This window comes from Streptosporangium sandarakinum, assembly GCF_013409935.1.
Classification (GTDB): Bacteria; Actinomycetota; Actinomycetes; order Streptosporangiales; family Streptosporangiaceae; genus Streptosporangium; species Streptosporangium nondiastaticum.
Map to the genome: position 1 here is coordinate 2,219,293 of NZ_JACCCO010000001.1, position 22,822 is coordinate 2,242,114.

Sequence of the window (22,822 nt, forward strand, 5' to 3'; positions counted from 1 at the left end):
GCCAGACCAGTCGTACGAATGCACCGAACCATGCGTCCCACGCTATCCGTGCCCACCGACGGACGCGCCGCACCGCCTCATCTCCGGGCCGGAAACATCCCATCCGCCGGTCAAAGGCCCAGCTCCGCCAGGCCCGGCAGATTCGCCCGGGCCGCGGCGCGCGCCTCGTACGGCGAGCCCGCGGTCACGGCGGCGGCCGCGGCGAGCACGCACTCCTCCCGGGAGTGCCGCGCCAGGGCCGCCCGTACGGCGGGCAGCGCGGGCGCGGCCATCGACAGCGAGGTGACGCCGATCCCGACGAGCACGCAGGCCAGCGCCGGGTCACCCGCCGCCTCCCCGCACACCCCGCACGGCCTGCCGCGCTCGGCCGCGCCGGCCACGGCCAGGCCGACCAGGTCGAGCAGGACGGGCTGCCAGGGGTCCTGCAGCCCGGTCAGCGCCCCCACCTGGCGGTCGGCGGCCAGGGTGTACTGGGCCAGGTCGTTGGTGCCGACGGAGAAGAAGTCCGCCTCAGCGGCCAGGTCGGCGGCGCGCACCGCGGCCGACGGGACCTCGATCATCACGCCCGCGGACGGCAGCCCGGCCTCCCGGCAGGCGGCGGCGAACCAGGCGGCCTCCTCCGCGGTGGCGACCATCGGGGCCATCACCTGGAGATCGGCCCGCGAGCGCGCCGCGGCCCGGGCCAGGGCGCGCAGCTGCGTCTCCAGGATCCCCGGGTGGGCCCGCAGCAGCCGCAGGCCCCGCTCGCCCAGCGCGGGGTTGGGCTCCGGGCGCGGCGGCGGCAGGAACGCCAGCGGCTTGTCCGCCCCCGCGTCGAGCGCCCGCACGATCACCCGGCCGCCCGGGAAGGCGTCCAGCACCGCGAGGTAGGCCTCCTCCTGCTCCCGCTCGCCGGGCGCCGCCGACCGGCCCAGGAAGAGGAACTCGGTCCGGAAGAGCCCGACGCCCTCGGCGCCGTGCGCGAGGGCCGCCTCGACGTCGTCCGGGCCGCCGATGTTGGCCAGCAGCGGCACCGGGTGGCCGTCGGCGGTGGCGCCGGGGCCGGTGACCGCGGCCAGGGCGGCCTCCCTGCCGGCCGCGATCCCGAGGGCGGCGGCCACGTCGGCGTCCGGCGGGGCGGGCCGTACGGTCCCGGCGGCGCCGTCCACCAGCAGCGGCGTGCCCGCCGCGATGGAGGCCGCCCCCGGGCAGGCCACCACGGCCGGCACGCCCAGCGCGCGGGCGAGGATCGCGGTGTGGCTGGTCGGCCCGCCCTCCTCGGTGACGAAGGCGGCGACCACGTCCGGCGACAGGGCGGCGGTGTCGGCGGGCGCCAGGTCGCGGGCGACGAGGACGTACGGTCCCGGCGGGCCGTCGAGGGCGTCCCGGGAGGCCGGCGGTCCGGGCGGCGGCCGGCCGTCGAGCACCGCGATGGCCCGGTCCCGGACGTCGTCCAGGTCGGCGACGCGCGCGCCCAGGTATCCCCCGGCGCCGGCCAGCATCGCGCGGTAGGCGCCGAACGCCTCGTAGACGGCGCGGGCGGCGGACGCGCCGGCGTCGATCAGCCCGGCCACCCCGGTGGCCAGGCCGGGGTCGCGCGCCATCAGCGCCTGGGCGTTCAGGATCTCCCGGGCCTCGCCGCCCACCCTGGCCCCGCGCGCCTCCAGGTCGGCGGCGACGTCGGCGAGGGCCCGCTCGGCCCGCGCCCGCTCCGCCTCGGCGTCACCGCCGTGCCCGGCCCCCGGCTCGGGGACGGGGGGCTCCCAGTTGAGCACGAAGGCCGGGCCGAAGCCGACGCCGGGGCTGACGCCCGTCCCCGTCAGCTCGTTCACGGAGCCGATGCGATCTCGGCCAGCCGGTCCAAAATCTCGTCGGCGCCGTCACCCTCGGCGGCGATCACCACGATGTCGCCCTTGCGCACGTCGAGCGACAGGACCGACAGGATGCTCTTGGCGTTCACCGGCTTGCCGCTCCCCTTGGCGATGGTGATGTCCAGGGGCGCCTTGGCGGCGGTCTGCACGAACGTCGCCGCCGGACGGGCGTGCAGGCCGACCTCGGCCTCGACGGTGACTTGACGCTGGGTCACGAACTCCTCCTGCGAGTGTCTGCCGGGCGGTCCGGACCACCCGGTGTCCTGTCGCCCGGTGGAACCCGGGCGGCCTCCACGGTACGGCGGCCGGTGATCGGCCGCCGCGGATCCCGTGCCCCTGCGGGGCCCGGCCATGCGGCGCACACCGTACCGGGGCCCGGTCACGCCCGGACACGTCATACCCCCTCAAGGAGCCCACGCCCACCGGAAGAGCCCGTCCCCGGCGCGCACGGGGCCCCGGGCGAGGGTGGTGACGGCCTCGGCGGGGGCGTCGAGCGCCACCACCGCGCAGACCGGTGAGCGCCCGCCCGCCGCCACCCGCGCCGGGTCCCAGGCCACCACGGGCTGCCCCGCGCCGACCCGGTCCCCCTCCGCGGCCAGCGTCTCGAAGCCCTCCCCCCTGAGCTGCACGGTGTCGATGCCCAGGTGCACGAGGACCCCGCGGCCGTCGTCGCCGACGACGACGAAGGCGTGCGGGTGCAGCTTGACGATGGTGCCGGTGATCGGCGAGACCGCCCGGCCGGCCGTCCGCTCGGGCTCGACGGCCATCCCGGGGCCGACCAGGCCCTTGGAGAACACCGGGTCGGGCACCGCGTCCAGGTCCACGGCCGTCCCCGTGACGGGGGCCATAACCGTCATCATCGCAAATCCCCCTCGGTCTTCCCCCCGTGCGCCGGGGCGGGGACGGACCGGCGCGTCAGCCGATGATGTCCTCGATGTCACCGGCGATCGTGTCGGCCTCTGGCCCCACGACCACCTGGACGACGTTGCCTGTGGCCATCACCCCGTGCGCGCCGGCCGCCCGCAGGGCCGCCTGGTCGACCTTGGAGACGTCGCGCACCTCGGTGCGGAGCCGGGTGATGCACGGTTCGATCTCGATGATGTTGCTCGCGCCCCCGAGGCCCGCGATGATCGCGTCGGCGTCAGCCGCCATGTCGCCCTCCCTTGCCTGCGCTCTGTGACCAGGCTAAACGACACTCGGTGATCAGTCGGTCTGCGTGACCTTGTTCAGGCCGCGCGGGGCGTCGGGGTCGATCCCGAGCCGGCGGGCCAGGGCCTCGGTCAGCAGCTGCCCCGGGACGATCAGCCCGAGCGGGGCGACCCATTCGGGCAGGTCCGGGCCGTTCAGCGCGGCGCTGGAGGCGGCGGCGAGCTCGGTGCCGCCGCCGACGGTGAACGCCTGGGCGCCGGCCTCGGTGACCCGCCGGGCCAGGGCCACCGTACCGGCCAGGGTGGGGCCCTGGCCCGCGGCGACGAGGACGGCGGGGGTGTCGGCGTCCACCACCGCGATCGGGCCGTGCAGCAGGTCGGCGTACGACAGGCCCATGGCGTGCAGGTAGCACGCCTCCTTGAGCTTGAGGGCCAGTTCGAGGGCGGTGGAGAAGGCCAGGCCCCGGCCGGAGATCACCGCGCCCGGCTTGTCGGCCAGGCCCTCGACGATCGCCTCCAGGTCTCCCGGCTCGGCGATGAGCTTCTCCACGGCGTCCGGCACGCGCCGCAGGTCGCCCGGGTCGACGTCGGCGCCCAGGCCGAGGCCCAGGACGGCCAGGGCGGCGAGCTGGGTGGTGTAGGTCTTGGTGGCCGGGACGGCCTTCTCCTCGCCCGCGAGCGTGCACAGGGCGAGGTCGGCGGCCTGGGCGAGCGGGCTGTCCTCGCCGCCGTTGGTGACGGCCACGGTCACCGCGCCGCAGTCCTTGGCCCAGGCGAGGGTCTCGACGATCTCCTCGGTCCGGCCCGACTGGGAGAGCGCCACGGCCAGGACGCCGTCGAGGTCCAGCCTGCGGCGGTATGTGGTGGCGATCGACGGCGCGGCGAGGGTGGACAGGCGGCCTGTGTGCGCCTCGGCGAGGTAACGGCCGTAGACTGCGGCGTTGTCGGAGGTGCCGCGGGCGATGAACAGCAGCTGGCGGGTCTGCCGGGCGAGCCGTTCCACCTCCCCGACCCGGGGGAGGAGCGCGTCCAGGGTGGCGCGCAGCGCGGCGGGCTGCTCGGCGATCTCGCTGCGCATCTTGGTCGTCATCTCGTTCATCCTTCGGCTCGGACGGACGAGATCGGGCCGTTATCGATCCGTCTCCGGTCCGTACGTTGACACCCTTTTCCGGCACGTGGTCTAGTCCGGACTAGACCAGTACGAACCATAGCTCATCACCACATCCCAGATCGAGTGGCTGGATACCTGTCAGAGAGGGGGACGCCGTGGCCCGGATCGATCCGGACAGCCCGGTGCCGAAGTACTTCCAGCTCCGGGAGATCCTGCTCGACATGATCGAGAGGGACGAGCTGGTCATCGGCACGGCGATCCCGTCCGAGCGCGAGCTCTGCCAGCGCTTCGGCCTGTCCCGCATGACAGTACGGCAGGCGGTCGACCACCTGGTCTCCGAGGGCAGGCTGCAGCGCGTCCCGGGCAAGGGCACCTTCGTGGCCCGCCCGAAGATCGAGATGGCGCTCCGGCTGACCTCGTTCAGCGACGAGATGCGCTCCCGGGGCATGGAACCCGGCTCCCGCGACCTCGACCGCCGCGTGGTCCGGGCCAGCGCCTACCTCGCCAGGGAGCTCGGTATCCGCCCCGGCGAGGAGGTGCACTTCATCGAGCGGCTGCGGACCGCCGACGCCGAGCCCATGTGCATCGAGCGGGCCCACATCCCGGTCTCCATCGCACCCGACCTCGGTGACCACGACCTGACGGGCCGCTCGCTGTACGCCCTGCTGGAGACCCGCTACGGGCTGGTGCTCGACGCGGGCGAGCTGACCATCGACGGCGGCATCGCCGACCCCGGCGACGCCGACCTGCTGAAACTGCCGCGCGGCGGGGCCGTGCTGCTGCTACAGCGGCGCTCCTTCGCCGGAGGCGTCTGCGCCGAGCTGGGGGTGTCCACCTACCGCGCGGACCGCTACCAGCTCCGCACCGTCCTGGAGACGCCGCGGCGCGTCTGACGCGCCCCGCCCGTCCCGAACGGAGGGACCACGCCAGTGAAGCGACCTTCTTTCCCTGCGGTCTTCGCGGTGCTCCAGCGGGTCGGGCGCTCGCTGATGATGCCGATCGCGGTGCTGCCCGCCGCCGGGATCCTGTTCCGCATCGGCCAGGACGACCTGCTCGGCCGTACCGACAATCCCATCCTCGACCAGGTGGCGGGGGTGTTCGCGGCGGCGGGCGGCGCGCTGTTCGACAACCTGCCGCTGCTGTTCGCGATCGGCGTGGCGATCGGGTTCGCCCGCAAGGCCGACGGCTCGACCGCCCTGGCCGCGCTCGTCGGCTACCTCGTCTTCGACCGGGTGTCCCGGACGCTGTTCTTCGCCGCCCCGCAGGACTCGGCGGTCTACCGGAAGGTCGCGCTGAGCGTCGTGGGGCCCGACGGACGGCCCGCGCCCGCGCTCGACCTGGGCGCGGAGAACCCCACCGGCGTCCTGGGCGGCATCGTCATCGGCATCGTCGCCGCCCTGCTCTGGCAGCGCTACTACCGCACCAAGCTCCCCGCCTGGCTCGCCTTCTTCGGTGGCAGACGGTTCGTCCCGATCGTCACCGCCGTCGCCGCGCTGCTCCTCGGCGTGGTCTTCGGCCTGCTGTGGCGGCCGGTCGGCGACTGGCTGGCGAACGCGGGCGACTGGCTCGCGCTGCACGGCCCGGTGGGCGCCGGCGTGTACGGCGTGGCGAACCGGCTGCTCATCCCCGTCGGCCTGCACCACTTCCTGAACACGATCGTCTGGTTCACCCTCCCGGAGTGCCAGGCGGGCGTCGACGGCGCGACCAGGAGCGCCGCCGGCGACCTGAACTGCTACTTCGCCGGCCAGGACGGCGCCGGCATCTTCATGACCGGGTTCTTCCCGATGATGATGTTCGGCCTGCTCGGCGCGGCCATCGCGATGTGGCGGGCGGCGCCGCCCGGCAGGCGCGCGACCGTCGGCGGGATCATGCTGTCGGCCGGCCTCACCGCCTTCGTCACCGGCATCACCGAGCCGCTGGAGTTCGCCTTCATCTTCGTCGCGCCCGTGCTGTTCGTGGTGCACGCGCTGCTCACCGGCCTGTCGATGGCCCTGATGGCCGAGCTGGACGCCCGCCTGGGGTTCACCTTCTCCGCGGGCGCCATCGACATGCTGCTGAACGCGGGCAAGTCCAACACCCACCGGCTCGCCCTGATCATCGGCTTCGGCCTGGTCTACTTCGCCGTCTACTACCTGCTGTTCACCGTGCTGATCAGGAGGATGAACCTCGCCACCCCGGGCCGGGAACCGGACGAGGGCGACGCCCTCGCGCCCGCCGCGCCGCCCACGGCCCCCTCCGGAGAACGGCCGCCCGGAGCGCCCGGGGAGCCGTCCGCCGGACCGGAGGCGGGCGCCGCCGCGGAACGGCCGCCCAGGGAGACGTCCGCCCGGCCGGAGGCCGGCCCGGCCCGCGACCCCGGCGAGAAGGCTCCCCCGGCGGGGTCCGCCTCCTGAGGGGCGTTCCGGACGTCCTCCGGACGCCGCGATCCGCGCCGGAACCCGTCCCGCCCGGCCGGAGACCGCGCCAGGTCGGCCCGGCCTTCCTCACCTACCGGGGCGAACCGGCACGGCCGGACGGGAAGTTGGCGGCGGCGGTATCTGGACGGGCGGCCGGAAACTCCTGAACGCGTCAGGTCAGCCGACGACGATCGGAGCCCCCCATGTCGTGCCCTCCGCACCCGCCGCGCCCGCCACGGTCCCTCCGCCATCCGCGCCCGCCGCGCCTTTCCCGTCCGCCGCGTCCCGTGCCGCTCCCCCGGCTCGCACCGCATCCCCCGGCGGAGCCGCCCTACGACGACGAGCGCCCGCCGCCGTCCGGCCCGGCAGCCCCGCCGTACACCCAGGGAACTCCGCCCTACGTCCAGGGCGCCCTCGCGCCGGCCGGCGAGCCCGAACCGGCCAGCGCGCGCGAGCCCGAGGCGGGCAGCGCCCGAGGGCCCGAGCCGGACGGTGTCCGCGAGCCCGAGCCGGCCGGGGCCCGCGACCGCCGGACGCCGGTGTGGGGGCCGGCGGGCGCGGTCCCCGACGAGCGCCGGCTGCGTGCCCTGGGCCAGGCCGTCGCCGAGGCCCTGTCCGGACGCCGGCCGCCGGCGAGCCTGTCCGCCCACATGACCGTCCGGGCCCACGCCGAGCTGGTCCGGACCGGCAAGGTCATCGGCGGCGCCCGGCCGCCGCTGGTCGGCGTCCCGCACGTGTCCCGGCCCGGGGACGGGGTGGTGGAGATGTGCGTCCTGGTGCACTGCGGCGACCGGCCGCGCGTCCTGGCGCTGCGCCTGGAACGGCGGGGGGCGCGGTGGCTGTGCACCGACGTGGAGACCACCCCCTGAAAGCCGGAGAGGGGCCCGCACGTCGGCCGTGCGGGCCCCTCTCCGGGTGGTGACCTGTCAGGCCTGGACGTTCCGCGGGTCGCCGTGGCAGCGCTTGTACTTCTTGCCCGAGCCACAGGGGCAGGGGGCGTTGCGCTCCACGTCGCCGTAGGCGTCGCGCTCGGCCTTCGTGCTCACGCGGGTGTGCTCGATCTCGCCGCTCTCACCCGGCGCGGAGTATTCGAGCTCGGAGGGGCGCTCCGGGCCGCGCAGCCCGCGGGCGATGATCGAGCGGGTCTCGGCGAGCGCCGCGTCCTCGTGCTCGTGGTCGTGCTCCTCGACGATCGGGTTGGTCTGCACCTCGACCTCGAGGTTGAACAGGTACCCGACCGACTCCTCCTTGATGCCCTCCAGCATCGCGGAGAACATCTCGAAGCCCTCGCGCTGGTACTCGATCAGCGGGTCGCGCTGCGCCATCGCGCGCAGGCCGATGCCCTCCTGGAGGTAGTCCATCTCGTAGAGGTGCTCGCGCCACTTGCGGTCGAGGACCGACAGGATGACCCGGCGCTCCAGCTCCCGCATCGCCTCGGAGCCCAGCTCCTCCTCGCGGCGGTCGTAGGCGGCCAGCGCGTCGGCCTTGATCTTCTCGGACAGCAGCTCGGCGGTGATCTCCTCGCGGCTGCCGGCCTCCTCGGCGACGTCGTCGGCGGTGAGGGTGATCGGGTAGAGCTGGCCCAGCGCCTTCCACAGCTTGTCGAGGTCCCACTCCTCGGCGAAGCCCTCGGCGGTGGCGCCCGTGACGTAGCCGTCGACGACGTCGCCGACGAAGCCGCGGATCTGCTCGTGCAGGTCGGCGCCCTCCAGCACCCGGCGACGCTCGGCGTAGATCACCTTGCGCTGCCGGTTCATGACCTCGTCGTACTTCAGGACGTTCTTGCGGATCTCGAAGTTCTGCTGCTCGACCTGGTGCTGGGCGGAGGCGATGGCCTTCGACACCATGCCGGACTCGATCGGCACGTCGTCCGGGATGTTGAGCCGCGTCATGATCATCTCGACCCGGGCCGAGTTGAACAGGCGCATGAGGTCGTCCTCGAGGGAGAGGTAGAACCGCGACTCGCCCGGGTCTCCCTGGCGGCCGGACCGGCCGCGGAGCTGGTTGTCGATACGCCGCGACTCGTGGCGCTCGGTGCCCAGGACGTAGAGGCCGCCGAGCTCGGTGACCTCCTCGTGCTCGGCCGCCACGGCGGACTTGGCCTTCTCCAGCGCCTCGGGCCAGGCCTTCTCGTACTCCTCCGGGGTCTCGACCGGGTCGAGGCCGCGGCTGCGCAGCTCCTGGTCGGCGCGGAAGTCGGGGTTGCCGCCGAGCATGATGTCGGTGCCTCGACCGGCCATGTTGGTGGCGACGGTGACGGCGTGCTTGCGGCCGGCCTCGGCGACGATCGCCGCCTCACGCGCGTGGTTCTTGGCGTTGAGGACCTCGTGCTGGACGCCCCGGCGCTTGAGCTCCTTCGACAGCCGCTCGGACTTCTCCACGCTGGTGGTGCCGACCAGGACCGGCTGGCCCCGGTCGTAGCGCTCCTTGATGTCCTCGACGCAGGCGAGGAACTTGGCGTCCTCGGTCTTGTAGACCACGTCGGCCTGGTCCTTGCGGATCATCGGCCGGTTGGTCGGGATCGGGACGACGCCGAGCTTGTAGGTCTGGTGGAACTCGTTGGCCTCGGTCGCCGCGGTGCCGGTCATGCCGGACAGCGTGGTGTAGAGGCGGAAGTAGTTCTGCAGCGTGATCGTGGCGAGAGTCTGGTTCTCGTCCTTGATCTTGACGCCTTCCTTCGCCTCGATGGCCTGGTGCATGCCCTCGTTGTAGCGGCGGCCGTGCAGGACGCGACCGGTGAACTCATCGACGATCAGGACCTCGCCGTCGACGACGATGTAGTCCTTGTCCTTCTTGTAGAGCTCCTTGGCCTTCAGCGCGTTGTTGAGGAAGCCGACCAGGTGGGTGTGCTCGGGCTTGTAGAGGTTGTCGATGCCGAGCCAGTCCTCGACCTTCTCCACGCCGGACTCGAAGATGCCGACGGTGCGCTTCTTCTCGTCGACGGCGTAGTCGCCGGTGCTCTCCTCGCCGTCCTTGCCCTCGGTGCCGCGGCGGAGCCGGGGGGCGATCTTGGCGAACTCGGCGTACCACTTGCCGGACTGCTCGCCGGGGCCGGAGATGATCAGCGGCGTCCGGGCCTCGTCGATGAGGATCGAGTCCACCTCGTCGACGATGCCGAAGTTGTGGCCGCGCTGGACGCACTCCTCCAGCGACCAGGCCATGTTGTCGCGCAGGTAGTCGAAGCCGAACTCGTTGTTCGTGCCGTAGGTGATGTCCGCGTTGTACTGCTTGCGGCGCTCCTCCGGCGGCATGTTCGCCAGGATCACGCCGACCTCCAGGCCGAGGAAGCGGTGGATCCGGCCCATCTCGTCGGCGTCGCGCTTGGCGAGGTAGTCGTTGACCGTGATGACGTGCACGCCCTTGCCGGAGATGGCGTTGAGGTAGGCGGGCAGCGTACAGGTCAGGGTCTTGCCCTCACCGGTGCGCATCTCGGAGATGTTGCCCATGTGCAGGTTGGCCCCGCCCATGATCTGCACGTCGAAGTGGCGCTTGCCCAGCACACGCCGGGAGGCCTCGCGGACGGTGGCGAAGGCTTCGGGAAGCAGATCGTCGAGGGACTCGCCGTCGGCGTGGCGCTGCTTGTACTCGTCGGTGAGCGCGCGCAGCTCGGCGTCGGTCAGGCTCGTGAAGTCGTCCTCGATGGAGTTGACCTGGTCGGCGATCCGCTTGAGCTTACGCAGAAGCTTGCCTTCGCCTGCGCGAAGAATCTTGTCGAGAAAGGCTGGCACTTTAGGTAAGGCTCCTCGCAGGTCTTCCGGACCGGACGGGCCCGGATGAGGACGAGACATGGTTCTCCGCAGCCATCGTAGGCGGTTCCGCCACCCGGCACAGCCATCCTCGGCGACGCCTTCCACGACCGCGGAGTCCCTCGTGTCCTTGCATCAGGACTACTTCCCAGACTAAAGGGTATGCCGATCGGCCCACGCGCACGATGACGGCCGTCGCCGCACGGGCGCGTCGTCCCCCTCGGGTCATCCCCGGAAGGAGACGCCGCCATGCCGGACGGCGCACCTCATTCGGACCACGGCGCGGGCCACGCCGGCAGGGCGTCGTCCTGGCTCGCCGTGACCGTGCTCATCCTTGGTTTCGCCGTCGGCGGGATCGGTCTGTGCCGCGGCCCCGACTGGTTCCTGTTCTGGGCGGGCACGGCCGTCTGCGTCCTCGGCGGCGTCCTCGTCGTGGCGTTCGGGGTGTTCCGGGACGTCTCGGTCGAGCTCCCCCGCGAGTTCCCGGGCGTCCGGGGCCGCTAACCGGCATACCGGTTTCGTCGGTGTGAGACGCTAGTCTCGGCGTCATGCTGACGCGATGCCTGCCCCGGGGCCGCTCATGACGGTCGCACTCTCCGCCGACGAGGCCCGCCGGATCATCCTGCGCGCCCAGGGTTTCCTGGGCGCCGACGCCCGCCGCGGCGGTGTCCCCGCCGTGCTGCGCCGGCTGGGCGCCGTCCAGCTCGACACGATCTCCGTTCTGGCCCGCTCGCACGAGCTCGTCGCCTACGCCCGCCTCGGCGCCGTCGGCCGGGCGAAGGTCGAGCGCGCCTACTGGGACGACCCGGCCCGCGCGTTCGAGTACTGGTGCCACGCCGCGTGCGTGCTGCCGATCGACGACTGGCCCCTTTACGCCTTCCGCCGCCGGTACTACGCGGTCAGGAAGTACCGCTGGCACGAGGTGCCGCCGACCGTCGAGAAGGTGCTGCACCAGGTGCGCGAGAGCGGCCCGGTCACCACCGCCGACCTCGGCGGCGCCAAGAACGGCGGCCCCTGGTGGGACTGGTCGGACGCGAAGATCGCCATCGAGTGGCTGCTCGACACCGGGCAGGTCGTCTGCACCCGCCGCGTCGGCTGGCGGCGGGTGTACGACCTGACCGAGCGGGCCGTCCCGGCGCACCTGCTGGCCGAGGAGCTCTCCGACACCGAGTGCGTCACCCGCCTCACCCGGACCGCCGGGCGCGCCCTGGGCGTCGCCACCCGGGCCGACCTGGTCGACTTCCTCCGCCTCAAGGCGCCCGAGGCCGCGCTCCTGGACGGGGCCCTCGCCTCCGGCGCCACCGGGCTGGTCCCGGTGCGGGTCTCCGGCTGGCCCGAGCGCGCGGCGGACGCCTGGGCCGACCCGGCGGCGCTGGAGGGCGAGCCCCGGGGACGGCACCGCACCACCCTGCTGTCGCCGTTCGACTCCCTCGTCTGGGACCGCCCCCGCACCTCGCGCGTCTTCGGCTTCGACCACCGGCTGGAGGCGTACGTCCCGAAGGACAAGCGGGTCCACGGCTACTTCACGATGCCGGTCCTGTCCGGCGGCCGCCTGATCGGCCGGGTGGACCCGGCGCGGGAGGGCACCACGCTGGTCGCCCGGCAGGTCGGCCTCGAACCCCGCGCGGGCCGCGGAGCCGTCGAGGCGATGGCGGAGGCCCTCGCGGAGGCGGCGGCCTGGGTGGGCTGCGACGCCGTACGCGTCGAGCGGGCCGATCCGGCCGTGACCGTCGCGCTGTCCGCGGCGCTCGCCGAGGCGCTCTGACCCGGGGCGCCCGCCGGGTCTCCGTGACCGGGCCCCCGAGGACGGGGTCCCGCGGCGGACGGCCTCACCGCACGGCGCCCGCGGCCGGTCACGACCGGCCGCGGGCGCCGTGCCCGCCGATCAGGTGATCTCGAGCATCCGCTCGCGGACCGCGTAGACCACCGCTTCCATCCGGGAGTGGAGCTGGAGCTTGTCCAGGATGTTGCGGACGTGGTTCTTCACGGTGTTCTCGGCGATGAACAGCTGCTTGGCGATCTCGCGGTTGTTCATCCCCTTCGCGACCAGGCGCAGCACCTCCATCTCGCGGTCCGTCAGGCGCGGGACCGGGAGCTGGGGAGGCCGCTCGGCCTCCTTGCGGCTCATGTTCGCGAACTCGGTGATGAGCTTGGCGGCCATCGCCGGGTTGATCAGCGACTGCCCTTCGTGAACGCCGCGGACGGCCTCGGGCACCTCGTCGAGCTGCACGTTCTTCAGCAGGTAGCCGGTGGCCCCCGCCTTGATCGCCTCGAAGAGGTCCTCCTCCTCGTCGCTCACCGTCAACATGATGATCCGCGTGCTCGGCACCGAGGCCTTGATCTCGCGCGTGGCCTCGATGCCGCTCCTGCGGGGCATCCGGACGTCCATGAGCACGACGTCCGGGGTGAGGCGGTCTGCCAGCTCGACCGCCTCCTGTCCGTCACTCGCCTCGCCGACCACCTCGATGTCCGTCTCCGCGGCCAGCGCCATCTCCAGGCTGCGGCGGATCAACGCGTGATCGTCGACGATCAGCACGCGGATCGGGTCACCGCTCCTGGCAGCGCGGGTCGTCTCATCGGATTCCGTCACGCCTCCTCCTCGGGGGGCCAGAGCCGTTGGACCGCCATGATTACACGGTTTCAGGTCCTCGGGGTGGTCGGAGAGGATCTTCGTACGGGTTCGTCAGGGTTCGACGAGCCGCAACACTCCGTAGTTGTAACCTCGCCGCCGGTAGACGACGCTCGGCAGGCCGCTCTCCTTGTCCCGGAAGAGATAGAAGTCGTGGCCGACCAGCTCCATCTCCAGCAGCGCCTGGTCGATGGTCATCGGATCGGCCTTGTGGGTCTTCTCCCGGACGACGAGCGGTCCGTCGCCGTCCATCTGGATCGGGACGATCGCGCTGTCCTCGGAGAGGTCGCCGGCCTCCGCCGCGGGCTCGGGCTCGAAGCGGTACTCGTCGCCGGAACCGCCGACGGTCGCGGGCTCGACACGGACCCCGGCGGGGTCGATCTCGAAGGACTCGGCGAGCGCGGCGGCGGTCAACTCGGCCACCGAAGGGGGGCAATGGTTGCCGTAGTGGACCTTGCGCCGGTCGGCGAGGCGCCGGAGCCTGCCTTCGAGCTTCCCGAGCGCGATGTCGAGGGCGGAGAAACGGTCGTCGGCCGAGGCCTCGGCGCGGATGGCGGGTCCCCGGGAGTGGATGGTGAGCTCGACCCGCTCCCGCGGGCCGTTGATGCGCGGGTTCGTCTCCTTGGAGACCTCCACATCGATGCGGATGAGTTTGTTGTCCAGACGCTCGATCTTGGCCAGCTTGGCGGTCACGTGGTCTCGGAACCGGTCACTCACTCCCGTGTGCCGGCCCTTGACGATGATGTCCATGCACAGCCCCCCTTCGAAACCTCGACGGTGTTGAGCGGCGGCACCCACCCGGCCGACCTGGTCTTCGTCCCCACATCCGCCTGCTGAGGGTCTCGCAGCTCTTTGCCACTACTGCCCTTCTCTTCTGGCGAGGAACATCTGGCTCCTCGGGAAGGCAGGACTTACCTCTAAGCCGCACCGTGATCGATCGACGAAAAGTCGTCTTACGTGGACCGTTTAGCCTGCGGCTGGCATCGGCTAGCCGGGCCGGTCTCCTCGCGGGAGCCGGTCCGGCGCAACCACGGACCCGGGCGGGTGCCATGTTCAGACGCTATCCGCATCGCGGCCGAATGTCAGCTTGGCCCCGCCTTTGCCGGTCACTTTGCGTGATCTTAAACGCGCCCGCGCGGGTCGGGGGCGGCCGTTTCACTGAGCGGCTCCGGCACGTGCCCGCTTCTCAGCGCCCCCGGGGGGCCGCGCGGAGCCGATCCGGACAGGCGGGCACCACCACCGGACGGGACCGTTTTCCGGCCGTTACATTACTTACGGTGATGGTTTCGAAATCCGCCCTCTCGGCGTGTCGCGGCGACCGTGGCGGCCAGCGGGACCTCCGTGCCCGCCTCGCGCAACGCCCGGGCCGCCTCGGCGAGCGTCGCGCCGGTGGTGAGGACGTCGTCCACCAGCACGACGGCCCCTCTCCCGGCCCAGAAGCCGAGCCGGGCGCGGTTGTGGCCCGCGACGACCCGGAAGGCCCCGGCGAGGTTCTCGGCGCGCCGGGGGGCGCTCAGGCCCGCCTGGTCGGCGACCCTGCGGCGCTGGGTGAGGACCCGGGCGACGGTCGCCGGCCATCCCGCCGCGCGGAGGTATCCGGCTGCCAGCTCGGCGAGCCCGGTCACCGGGTCGTGCCCGCGCCGCCGCAGCGCGGGACGGGCGCTGGGCACCGGGACGAGGATGACGGGCCGCTCACCCGCCGCCGCGGCCACCGTCAGCGCCAGGGCGCCGGCCAGCGGGTGGGCGAGCGCCGTACGGCCGTGTTCCTTGTAGGCGAGGATCGCCCGCCGCGGGCCGCCGGCGTACTCGGCGGCCGACCAGCACTCGGGCAGGCCGGGCGGGCAGGGGGAGGGCATCCGGCGCGCGGGCTCGCCGTGCAGCTCCGCCGTACAGCGGGGGCAGACGAGGGCGCCTGGGGCGTCACACCCGGCGCAGCGCGGCGGCAGGACCAGATCGAGCAGAACGGTCGACACGTGCCCACGGTTTCACGCGCCACCGACAGAAACGCCCGTGAGCACGCGCCATCGGCTCAGCCCAGCGGGTAGGCGGGATAGGAGGGACCGTCCTTGGTGAAGGAGGTGGAGCCGTTCTCGTTCTTGACCACGGCCTCCCACTGGGCCGAGTTGCGGTTCCAGGACAGCAGCTGCCAGTTGCCGTCGTCGTCCTTCGCCCCGGCCAGCAGGGATCCGTTCAGCGCGGTGATGCTCTGGATCTGCGGGTTGGACGGCAACTGCTTGGGCTCGGCGACGACGGACGCCTCCAGCAGCTCGGACTTGCCGGTGAGCACGTAGAGGGTCGTGCCGTCCTTCCAGGCGATGTCCTTGACGGTCTGGTTCGGCTCGACGTTCACCACCGGGTGCAGATTGGTGATCTTGGTGGCGGCCCCCTGGCCGGTGACCGTGCCGATCTTCACCTCCTCCTCGGTGCCGCTCCGCACCACCGCCGCGACGTGCACCCCGTCGCGGGCGATCCGGAGCGCCTCGACGCGGACCGTCTCCAGGTCGGGGGCGGAGACGTCGTACTGCTTCCTGCCGTCGTGCCGCAGCACCTTCGAGGTGTGGTCGTCGAGCCGGTCGACGGTCCACAGGGTGTGGTAGCGGTCCCAGGAGGGCGGGGTCAGGGAGGTGCCGGCGATCCAGGGCCGCCACTGGCCGCCGGGGGTCATCTGGGTGACCGCGATCTCCCGCTCGCCGGCCGACAGCGCCGCCACCTGCCACTGGTCGCTGATCGCCGGACGGGTGCGGGCGCCGTCATTCTCCCCCGCCTGGCCCGGCACCGGCTGGCCGACGTTGTCCCGGCCCAGCGTGCGCAGCGCGCCGTCGGCGAGGAAGTAGGGGTGGACGTCGCCGGGGGTCATCCAGGTGTCGAAGTCGATGTGCTCCTGGGCGTCGATCGGCAGCAGGCTGTCGGAGTAGTACGGCTCGCCCTTCACCCGCACCTCGAAGTCCCAGCCGCCCCTGGTCAGCTCGGCGAGCGTCCCGGCGATCTGGGCCGACATCGGGCCGATCAGGTCGGAGTCGACCGGCTTGGACAGGTTGATGACCACGCGGTCGTCCTGGGTGTCGACGCCGAGGAGCTGCGTGCCGGGCTTGAAGGCGGTGTTCACCGCGCCCTTGAGCAGGCTGCTCGGCCCCTTCAGCAGCCGCTGGACGATCGTCTTGGCGAAGTTGGCGGTGGGGTCGATCGGCACGCGGACCTGGTCGACCACCAGCCCCTTCCACGCCGAGTCCAGGAAATACAGGTTCGCCTTGAGGTAGGCGCGCTCGACGTCGGCCTCCGACAGCAGCAGCCCGTCGGGCGCCGCGTTGATCCGCCACCCGCTCGGCCCCTTGACCAGGCTGAACGGCTCGTTCAGCGGGCCGCCGGTCGGCCGGTAGCGGCCGTCCTGGTCGATGATCGCGGTGAGGGTCCCCTTCAGGACGACCCGGGCGGTGCCGTCGCCCTGCTCGGGCGGGGGCTGGACCTCGCCCTGCTTGTAGACCGTCACCCCGCTCTGCGGGTCCCACTTGCGGGCGAAGTCGTCGGTGAGGTACCTGCGCGCGATGCCGCGGTCGCGGTCGTCGACGCTGGCCATCGCGGCGCGGAACCCGGCGACGACCTGCTCGGGCGTCCAGCCGGCCTCCGGAGGCACGGCGATGACCCGCGCGTACGGGTCGCCCAGCGGGTTGCCCTTGCGCACGTCGTCCACGACGGCCGACCGGCCCCCGACCGGGATGACCGAGCAGGCGGCGGAGACACAGCTCAGCGCCATGACCAGGCTCACCGCGCCCACGCGCCGCCCGGTGCGGGTCAGCCGCCGGGCCCTGGCCGTCCGCCCGGAGGGGGCGGGCCGTTCCGTTCCGTGGACCACGGTCTCAGTCCGCATCGCGTCCCCCGTCGGCCGTCGCCGGCGACAGCACCGGCGTCATGTGCGCCCGCCACGTCCGGCGCATCTCCACCTCCGGCGGGACCAGCGGCAGCGGCGACCCGCGCAGCGGCGACCCGGCCGTCCTGGGCAGCGACAGCCGGAACTGCGATCCCTCGCCCGGCGCGCCCCACGCCTGGAGCCAGCCGCCGTGCAGCATCGCGTCCTCGCGGGAGATCGCCAGCCCCAGGCCGGTGCCGCCGATCGTGCGCGCCCGCGAGGGGTCGGCCCGCCAGAAGCGGTCGAAGACCATGTTCTCCTCGCCCGGCTTCAGGCCCACGCCGTGGTCGCGCACGGCCACCGCCACCGCGTCGCGGTCGGCGCCGACCGTGACGATGATGTCGCGGCCCTCACCGTGCTCGATCGCGTTGAACAGCAGGTTGCGCAGGACGCGCTCGACCCGCCGGCGGTCCATCTCCGCCATGCAGGGCTCTCCGGGCAGCCGCAGGTCGAAGCGGGTGGAGTGGCGCTCGGCCAGTGCCTCGGAGTCGGCGACGGCGCTCAGCACCACGTCTCTGACGTCGACCGGCTCGATGTCCAGCTCGGCCGCGCCCGCGTCGTAGCGGCTGATCTCCAGCAGGTCGGCGAGCATCGTCTCGAACCGGTTGAGCTGGTTCTGCATCAGCTCGGCCGACCGGGCGACCATCGGGTCGAAGTCCTCCCGGGCGTCGTAGAGCAGGTCGGCGGCCATCCGCACGGTGGTCAGCGGGGTGCGCAGCTCGTGTGAGACGTCGGAGACGAACTGCCGCTGCACCTGCGACAGCTCCTCCAGCTGGTGGATCTTCAGCGCCAGGTTGGCGGCCATCTCGTTGAAGGAGGCGGCCAGCCGGGCCAGGTCGTCCTCGCCGCGGACCTTGAGCCGCTCGTCCAGGCGGCCGGCGGCCAGCCGTTCGGCGGCCTGGCGGGCCAGCCGTACCGGGATGACCACCTGGCGGGTGACCAGGGAGGCGATGGCGGCCAGCAGGAGCACCAGGGCGACCCCGACCAGGATGAGCATCCGCAGGACCGAGGTGAGGGTCTTCTCCTCCTGGTCCAGCGGGACGAGGTGGTAGATCTCGTAGCCGCTGTCCAGGGGCGTGCCGGAGGTGTCGAGGCGGGTGCCGAGGATCATGCCGGGCCGCGAGTCGCCGCCCTCGTAGTACAGCCTGCCGTAGTAGGTGGTGACCTCCTCGGGCTGCTTCTTCAGCACGTCGGCGCGGAGCCTCTCGGGGATGCTCACCGGGTCGATGTTGGTGGTGACGTAGAACTCGCCGGGCCGGTTGTCGTTGCGGATGACCACCGAGTAGCGGGGTACGGCGCCGGCCCGGCCCGCCAGCGCCACGATCGCCTGGCCGAGCGGGCTGTCCCCGCCCGCCTGGAGCGCCCCCACCATGTCGGCCTGCTGCTTGGACGTCTCGCCGCCGGGCTGGTTCTTCAGGTAGCCCAGCACGGCCTTCCGGTCGGCCTGCGCCTCGCTCCTGGCCGCGCGCTCCCGGGACTCCAGCGTGGTCGCGACGATCTGCTGCATGAGGAAGACCCCCAGTACGGCGACCACCGCGATGGAGATCACCATCGTGCTGGTGACCACGCGGAGCTGGAGGGAACGCCAGAAGACACGGCGCACCCAGCCGGCCAGCCATCGGGCCCGGCGGCGGAGTCCCCGCGCCACCCGGCGCGGGGTTCGGAGGCGCTTACTGGAGGGCATGTCGGGATCCCGGGGAGACCGCGACGGGTCTTCAGGCAGGGCCGGCCTTGTAGCCCACCCCGCGGACCGTCACCACGATCTCCGGGTGCTCGGGGTCCTTCTCGATCTTCGCCCGGAGCCGCTGGACGTGCACGTTGACCAGGCGGGTGTCGGCCGCGTGGCGGTAGCCCCACACCTGCTCCAGCAGGACCTCGCGGGTGAAGACCTGGCGCGGCTTGCGGGCCAGCGCGACGAGCAGGTCGAACTCCAGCGGCGTGAGGTTTATCGTCTCCTCGCCGCGCTTGACCGAGTGGCCCGCCACGTCGATGGTGATGTCACCGATCTGCAGGATCTCCGGCGTCGGCTCGTCGGTGCGGCGCAGCCGGGCGCGGACCCGGGCCACCAGCTCCTTGGGCTTGAACGGCTTGACGATGTAGTCGTCGGCCCCGGACTCCAGGCCGAGCACCACGTCGATGGTGTCGCTCTTGGCCGTCAGCATGACGATCGGCACGCCGGACTCGGCGCGGATGCGGCGGCAGACGTCGATGCCGTCGGCCCCCGGCAGCATCAGATCGAGCAGGACGAGATCCGGCCGGGTGTCACGGAACGCGTCGAGCGCCTTGTCGCCGTCGGAAACGAAGGAGGGCTCGAAGCCCTCTCCCCGTAGGACGATGCCGAGCATCTCGGCGAGAGCGGCGTCGTCGTCGACGACCAGCACGCGTCCTTTCATGGCCCCTCATTCGTTACGCCGTCTGGGAGTTTTGGGGTGAATGCACGGTTACCGAAGATTACCCTTGCCTGACCAGTGGGTGGCACAGGCGCTGACGTCAAGCATTCGGAAGGCGAATTTTAGGCCCACGCACGGCAAAGCCATGGCCCAGCCCCCGTGTCACCCCCTCCGTTCCCGGCCACCCCGGACGCCAAGCGGAGGTGGCGACATTCCCAGTCTGGAGTAAAGAACCCGGTCTCGGCCATCCCTGCGGCGTCCCGGTTGCCCGCGATCCGGCCGATCCGGCCGCCGGAAACCGGGATCCGTCGTCCCGCCCATCACAATCGGCACCCACGACATGCCAGGATTGGGATATGTCAGACGGTCACGGTCCCGCTCCCGACACGCCCTCCGGCTGGGCGGCCCACCAGCCCCCGCCCTACCAGGGAGCCCCGGGATCGCCGTGGACCGCGCCCGGGCCGCCGCCCGCCCCCCACCCCGGACCCGGCCAGAACGGCTCCGCGCCGTACGGCGGGCCGCCCCACCCCGGCGGGCCGTACGTCCCCGGCCCGGGACCCCAGGCGCCGTACGGCCCGGGACCGCAGCCGCCGTACGGCCACCGCCCGCCGCCGCCCGCGCTGCGGCCCGGGATCATCCCGCTGCGCCCACTCGGCCTCGGCGACATCCTCGACGGCGCGATCAGGCTGATCCGCTCCAACCCCAAGACCGTCCTGGGCCTTTCGGCGATCGCCGCGGTGCTCGGCGCGATCCCCACCGCGATCGGCCAGGCGGTCATCTTCGGCCAGGTCGGCGCGGCCGTGAACGACCCCTCCGCGCTGGACGGCGTCGGGGAGACCGGCTTCCTCGGCCAGTACGGCGACGTACTGGTCTCCTCCGCCGTGGAGTTCGTCGTGGTGACGCTGCTCACCGGCGTGCTGACCCGGATCCTGGGCCGGGCCGTCTTCGGCGGCCGGACGACCGCGGGCGAGGCGTGGCGGATGTCCCGCGGCCGCATGCCCGCGCTGTTCGGGCTGGTGGCGCTCAACGCGCTGCTCCTGCTCGTGCCGGTGGTCGCGATCGCGGTGGTGGTCGTGGCGCTGGCGGGCGCCGGGGCCGGCCCCGGGACGGCGGTCGCGGCGGGGGCGCTGGCGGTGCTCGGCTACATCGCCTACGCCGCGTTCGTCTCCACCCGCCTGGCGCTCGCCGCGCCCGCCGCGGTGCTGGAGCGGCGCGGGGTCCTCGACTCCATGCGCAGGTCCTGGCGGCTGGTGAACGGCGGCTTCTGGCGGACCCTCGGCATCCTGATCCTCACCAGGATCATCACCTTCCTGATCACCTTCGTGGTCGCCGTCCCCTTCACCTTCGCCGCCGCCCTCATCAGCGTCGGAGGCCAGGGTTCGACCGGCGCGCAGATCGCCACGGCGGTCCTGATCGCGGTCGGCGGCACCGTCGGCGCGATGATCACCTATCCGTTCCTGGCCGGGGTCAACGGCCTGCTCTACGCCGACCGGCGGATGCGTTCGGAGGCGTTCGACCTCGTGCTGCAGACCGCCGCGATCGAACAGCGGCGCCAGGGCTGGGTGCACGCGTCGGCCGACGACCTGTGGCTGCCGTCCGCCACGCCCGGCGCGCCGGGCCCGTACCCGCAGGCCGGGCGGGGAGCTTCGTGGCCCCACTCCTGACCTTCCTGACCCTCGCGGGCCTCGGCGCACCGGTCGACGTCGGCCGTGACGAGGCCCGCCGCGAGGCGGCCCGCGAGCTGCTCCGGGCCGGGTACGCCAGGGAGTCGGTGTTCGACCGCGCCGTCCGGGCGGTGAACCAGTTCATCGGCGACCTCACCGACCAGGACTCCCTCGGGACCGTGGGGAGCGTGACCGTCCGGGTGGTGCTCGTCGCCCTCGTGGTCGCCGCGGTCGTCGCGCTGACCGTGGTCGCGCGGCGGACGGCCGGGGGCCGCGCCGCCCGCCGCGAGGAGGTCTTCGGCGACGGCCGGCGCACCGCGGCCGAGCACCGCGCCGCCGCCGAGCGACTGGCCGCCGAGGGCGCCTGGGCCGAGGCGGTCCGCGAGCGGCTGCGGGCCGTCGCCCGCGACCTGGAGGACCGCGCGATCGTCGATCCCGTCCCGGGCCGCACCGCCGCCGAACTGGCCGCCGAGGCCGGCCGCGCGCTGCCCGGCCTGGCCGCCGGGCTCGCCGCCGCGGCCCGGATCTTCGACGACGTGACGTACGGCGAGGCCCCGGGCACCGCCGGGGCGTACGAGACGCTGCGCGACCTCGACGAGCGGCTCCGCGCGGCGCGCCCGGCGGACGTGGCCCCCGCCCCGGCGCACCCGGCCGGCGGCGCGGGCGCGTGGGGAGGACCCCGATGAACCCCGCAGGCACCGCTGACACCGCGGACACCGCAGGCGCCGGGCACGCGGGGACGAGCCCGGCGGGCCCCGTGGACTCCGTGGGCACCGTGGACACCGCGGGTCTCGCCGCCGCCCCCGGAACCGGCTCGACGTCCGTCTCCCCCACCGCCGCGAGCCTGTGGCGCGGCGGCCGGGGCGTGCTGCTGGTCGCCCTCATCGTGGTGGCCGCAGCCGTCGCCGGCGTGCTCCTCGGCGGCACCGGCGGCCAGGACCGGCGGCTCGACCCCGACGACACCTCCCTGTCCGGCGCCGGGGCGCTCGCCCGGCTGCTGGAGGGCCGCGGCGTTCGGATCACACGGGTCACCTCGGCCGCCGAGGCGCGGGCCGCCGCGACCGCCGACAGCACGCTGCTGGTCACCGACGTCTTCCCGCTCACCGCCGGGGACGCCTCGCGACTGGCCGGGGCGCCGGGTGACCTGCTGCTCGTCGGCGGCGACCGGCGGCTGAGGACGCTCGCCCCCGGCCTGCGCGCCACCGGGGAGGCCCGGACACGCTCGCGCGAGCCCCGCTGCGCGCTGCCGGCCGCGGCCGCCGCGGGCAGCGTCCACCTGGGCGGGACGACCTTCGCCGTCCCCCGGGGCGGGACGGGCTGCTACCCCGCCGGGGACGCCCCGACGATGGTCGGCTACCGCGACGGCGACCGGACGATCACCGCGGTGGGCGACGGCGACTTCATGACCAACCTGCGCCTGGCCGAGGACGGCAACGCCGCGCTGGCGATGAACCTCGCCGGCGCCAGGCCCACGCTCGTCTGGCTGGTCCCGCCTCCTCCCGGGGAGGCGGTGACGGAAACCGGCGAGCAGGGCATCTACGATCTCGTCCCGCCGGGGGTCAAATGGGCCGTGGCGCAGCTCGCGCTTGCGGTCGTGCTGCTGGCGCTCTGGCGGGGCCGCCGGCTCGGCCCGGTGGTGGCCGAACGCCTGCCCGTGGTGGTGCGGGCCGCCGAGACCGCCGAGGGCAGGGCCAGGCTGTACCGGGCCAGGCGGGCTCGCGACCGCGCCGCCGCCGCCCTGCGCGAGGGCTTCGCCGACCGGGTCGTCCCCCGGCTCGGGCTGCCGTCGGCGGCCGGGCCGGACGCCAGGGTGAGCGCGCTCGCCGAGCGGACCGGGCAGGCCGCGCCGCAGGTGGCGTCCGCCCTGTACGGCCCGCCGCCGGCCGACGACGCCGGGCTGGTCGCCCTGGCCGCATATCTGGACATGTTGGAGAGGCAGGTCAGAGATTCGTGAACGTGTGTGACCAGCGAGCCGCCGGGCGCG

19 protein-coding genes and 1 pseudogene are annotated in these 22,822 nt (G+C 73.3%); 8 read left to right on the forward strand and 12 right to left on the reverse strand.

All coding sequences use genetic code 11. The features are described 5' to 3' along the window. Positions 1–110: 110 nt before the first annotated feature. The 5 genes and pseudogenes from ptsP to HDA43_RS09770 all read right to left on the reverse strand — a co-directional run bounded on the left by ptsP (position 111) and on the right by HDA43_RS09770 (position 4,088). Complete coding sequence (ptsP, locus tag HDA43_RS09750) at positions 111–1,811, reverse strand: phosphoenolpyruvate--protein phosphotransferase (RefSeq protein ID WP_312873147.1); 1,701 nt, start codon at positions 1,809–1,811, stop codon at positions 111–113. After that, positions 1,808–2,065, reverse strand: coding sequence for an HPr family phosphocarrier protein (locus tag HDA43_RS34875; protein WP_179819407.1), 258 nt, complete (start codon positions 2,063–2,065; stop codon positions 1,808–1,810). Before HDA43_RS34875 ends, ptsP begins: the two co-directional genes overlap by 4 nt. A gap of 189 nt (positions 2,066–2,254) precedes the next feature. Beyond that, positions 2,255–2,710 carry a PTS sugar transporter subunit IIA gene (locus tag HDA43_RS09760; protein WP_179819408.1) on the reverse strand — a complete coding sequence of 152 codons (456 nt, stop codon included), beginning with the start codon at positions 2,708–2,710 and terminating at the stop codon, positions 2,255–2,257. 55 nt (positions 2,711–2,765) lie between these two features. Then, positions 2,766–3,008: pseudogene (locus tag HDA43_RS09765) on the reverse strand (PTS sugar transporter subunit IIB); the annotation flags it as partial. A 45-nt stretch (positions 3,009–3,053) separates the two neighbouring features. After that, positions 3,054–4,088, reverse strand: coding sequence for an SIS domain-containing protein (locus HDA43_RS09770; protein WP_376770467.1), 1,035 nt, complete (start codon positions 4,086–4,088; stop codon positions 3,054–3,056). Between the two features lie 176 nt (positions 4,089–4,264). Here HDA43_RS09770 and HDA43_RS09775 point away from each other — a divergent pair, with 176 nt between their 5' ends. From HDA43_RS09775 to HDA43_RS35860, 3 genes are all read left to right on the forward strand, one after another. Continuing rightward, positions 4,265–5,002 carry a GntR family transcriptional regulator gene (locus HDA43_RS09775; protein WP_179819411.1) on the forward strand — a complete coding sequence of 246 codons (738 nt, stop codon included), beginning with the start codon at positions 4,265–4,267 and terminating at the stop codon, positions 5,000–5,002. 96 nt (positions 5,003–5,098) lie between these two features. Next, positions 5,099–6,502 (forward strand): PTS transporter subunit EIIC, encoded by a 1,404-nt coding sequence (locus tag HDA43_RS09780; RefSeq protein ID WP_179823031.1) that lies wholly within the window; start codon positions 5,099–5,101, stop codon positions 6,500–6,502. Between the two features lie 290 nt (positions 6,503–6,792). Continuing rightward, complete coding sequence (locus HDA43_RS35860; protein ID WP_179819412.1) at positions 6,793–7,374, forward strand: Rv3235 family protein; 582 nt, start codon at positions 6,793–6,795, stop codon at positions 7,372–7,374. Between the two features lie 57 nt (positions 7,375–7,431). Here the strand turns inward: HDA43_RS35860 and secA are convergent, their stop codons facing one another. After that, the gene (secA, locus tag HDA43_RS09790; protein WP_179819413.1) at positions 7,432–10,233 is read right to left on the reverse strand and encodes a preprotein translocase subunit SecA; all 2,802 of its coding nucleotides are present in this window, start codon (positions 10,231–10,233) and stop codon (positions 7,432–7,434) included. A 267-nt stretch (positions 10,234–10,500) separates the two neighbouring features. On the opposite strand from secA, the gene HDA43_RS09795 reads away from it, so the two are divergent. Together HDA43_RS09795 and HDA43_RS09800 are read left to right on the forward strand one after the other, a co-directional pair. After that, entirely contained in the window at positions 10,501–10,755 is a 255-nt protein-coding gene (locus tag HDA43_RS09795; protein WP_179819414.1) for an HGxxPAAW family protein, read from the forward strand. Positions 10,756–10,831: 76 nt separating this feature from the next. Continuing rightward, a complete protein-coding gene (locus tag HDA43_RS09800) occupies positions 10,832–12,016 on the forward strand; it encodes a winged helix-turn-helix domain-containing protein (protein WP_179819415.1) in 1,185 nt (394 codons plus the stop codon). A gap of 120 nt (positions 12,017–12,136) precedes the next feature. Here HDA43_RS09800 and HDA43_RS09805 read toward each other — a convergent pair whose 3' ends face one another. The 6 genes from HDA43_RS09805 to mtrA form a co-directional block, all read right to left on the reverse strand. After that, positions 12,137–12,841 carry a response regulator gene (locus HDA43_RS09805; protein WP_179819416.1) on the reverse strand — a complete coding sequence of 235 codons (705 nt, stop codon included), beginning with the start codon at positions 12,839–12,841 and terminating at the stop codon, positions 12,137–12,139. Positions 12,842–12,934: 93 nt separating this feature from the next. After that, positions 12,935–13,630 carry a ribosome hibernation-promoting factor, HPF/YfiA family gene (gene hpf / locus HDA43_RS09810; protein ID WP_179819417.1) on the reverse strand — a complete coding sequence of 232 codons (696 nt, stop codon included), beginning with the start codon at positions 13,628–13,630 and terminating at the stop codon, positions 12,935–12,937. 518 nt (positions 13,631–14,148) lie between these two features. Further along, positions 14,149–14,853, reverse strand: coding sequence for a ComF family protein (locus tag HDA43_RS09815; protein WP_179819418.1), 705 nt, complete (start codon positions 14,851–14,853; stop codon positions 14,149–14,151). A gap of 56 nt (positions 14,854–14,909) precedes the next feature. Beyond that, the gene (locus tag HDA43_RS09820) at positions 14,910–16,745 is read right to left on the reverse strand and encodes an LpqB family beta-propeller domain-containing protein (protein WP_179819419.1); all 1,836 of its coding nucleotides are present in this window, start codon (positions 16,743–16,745) and stop codon (positions 14,910–14,912) included. After that, positions 16,735–18,468, reverse strand: a complete 1,734-nt coding sequence (gene mtrB / locus HDA43_RS09825; RefSeq protein ID WP_179819420.1) for an MtrAB system histidine kinase MtrB — start codon at positions 18,466–18,468, stop codon at positions 16,735–16,737. The genes HDA43_RS09820 and mtrB overlap by 11 nt, the downstream gene beginning before the upstream one ends. Before the next feature lie 31 nt (positions 18,469–18,499). Then, positions 18,500–19,177: an MtrAB system response regulator MtrA gene (mtrA, locus tag HDA43_RS09830; protein WP_030509347.1), complete on the reverse strand. Its 678-nt coding sequence runs from the start codon at positions 19,175–19,177 to the stop codon at positions 18,500–18,502. A gap of 353 nt (positions 19,178–19,530) precedes the next feature. Between mtrA and HDA43_RS35865 the strand changes: the two genes are divergently transcribed. Genes HDA43_RS35865 through HDA43_RS09845 form a run of 3 tightly spaced genes read left to right on the forward strand, consistent with a single transcriptional unit; the run spans position 19,531 to position 22,792 of the window. After that, positions 19,531–20,838 carry a glycerophosphoryl diester phosphodiesterase membrane domain-containing protein gene (locus tag HDA43_RS35865; RefSeq protein ID WP_179819421.1) on the forward strand — a complete coding sequence of 436 codons (1,308 nt, stop codon included), beginning with the start codon at positions 19,531–19,533 and terminating at the stop codon, positions 20,836–20,838. Next, on the forward strand, positions 20,823–21,524 hold the full coding sequence (locus HDA43_RS09840; RefSeq protein ID WP_179819422.1) for a DUF4129 domain-containing protein: 702 nt from the start codon (positions 20,823–20,825) through the stop codon (positions 21,522–21,524). The genes HDA43_RS35865 and HDA43_RS09840 overlap by 16 nt, the downstream gene beginning before the upstream one ends. Then, positions 21,521–22,792: a DUF4350 domain-containing protein gene (locus HDA43_RS09845; RefSeq protein ID WP_246423935.1), complete on the forward strand. Its 1,272-nt coding sequence runs from the start codon at positions 21,521–21,523 to the stop codon at positions 22,790–22,792. The genes HDA43_RS09840 and HDA43_RS09845 overlap by 4 nt, the downstream gene beginning before the upstream one ends. The last annotated feature ends 30 nt before the right edge of the window (positions 22,793–22,822 follow it).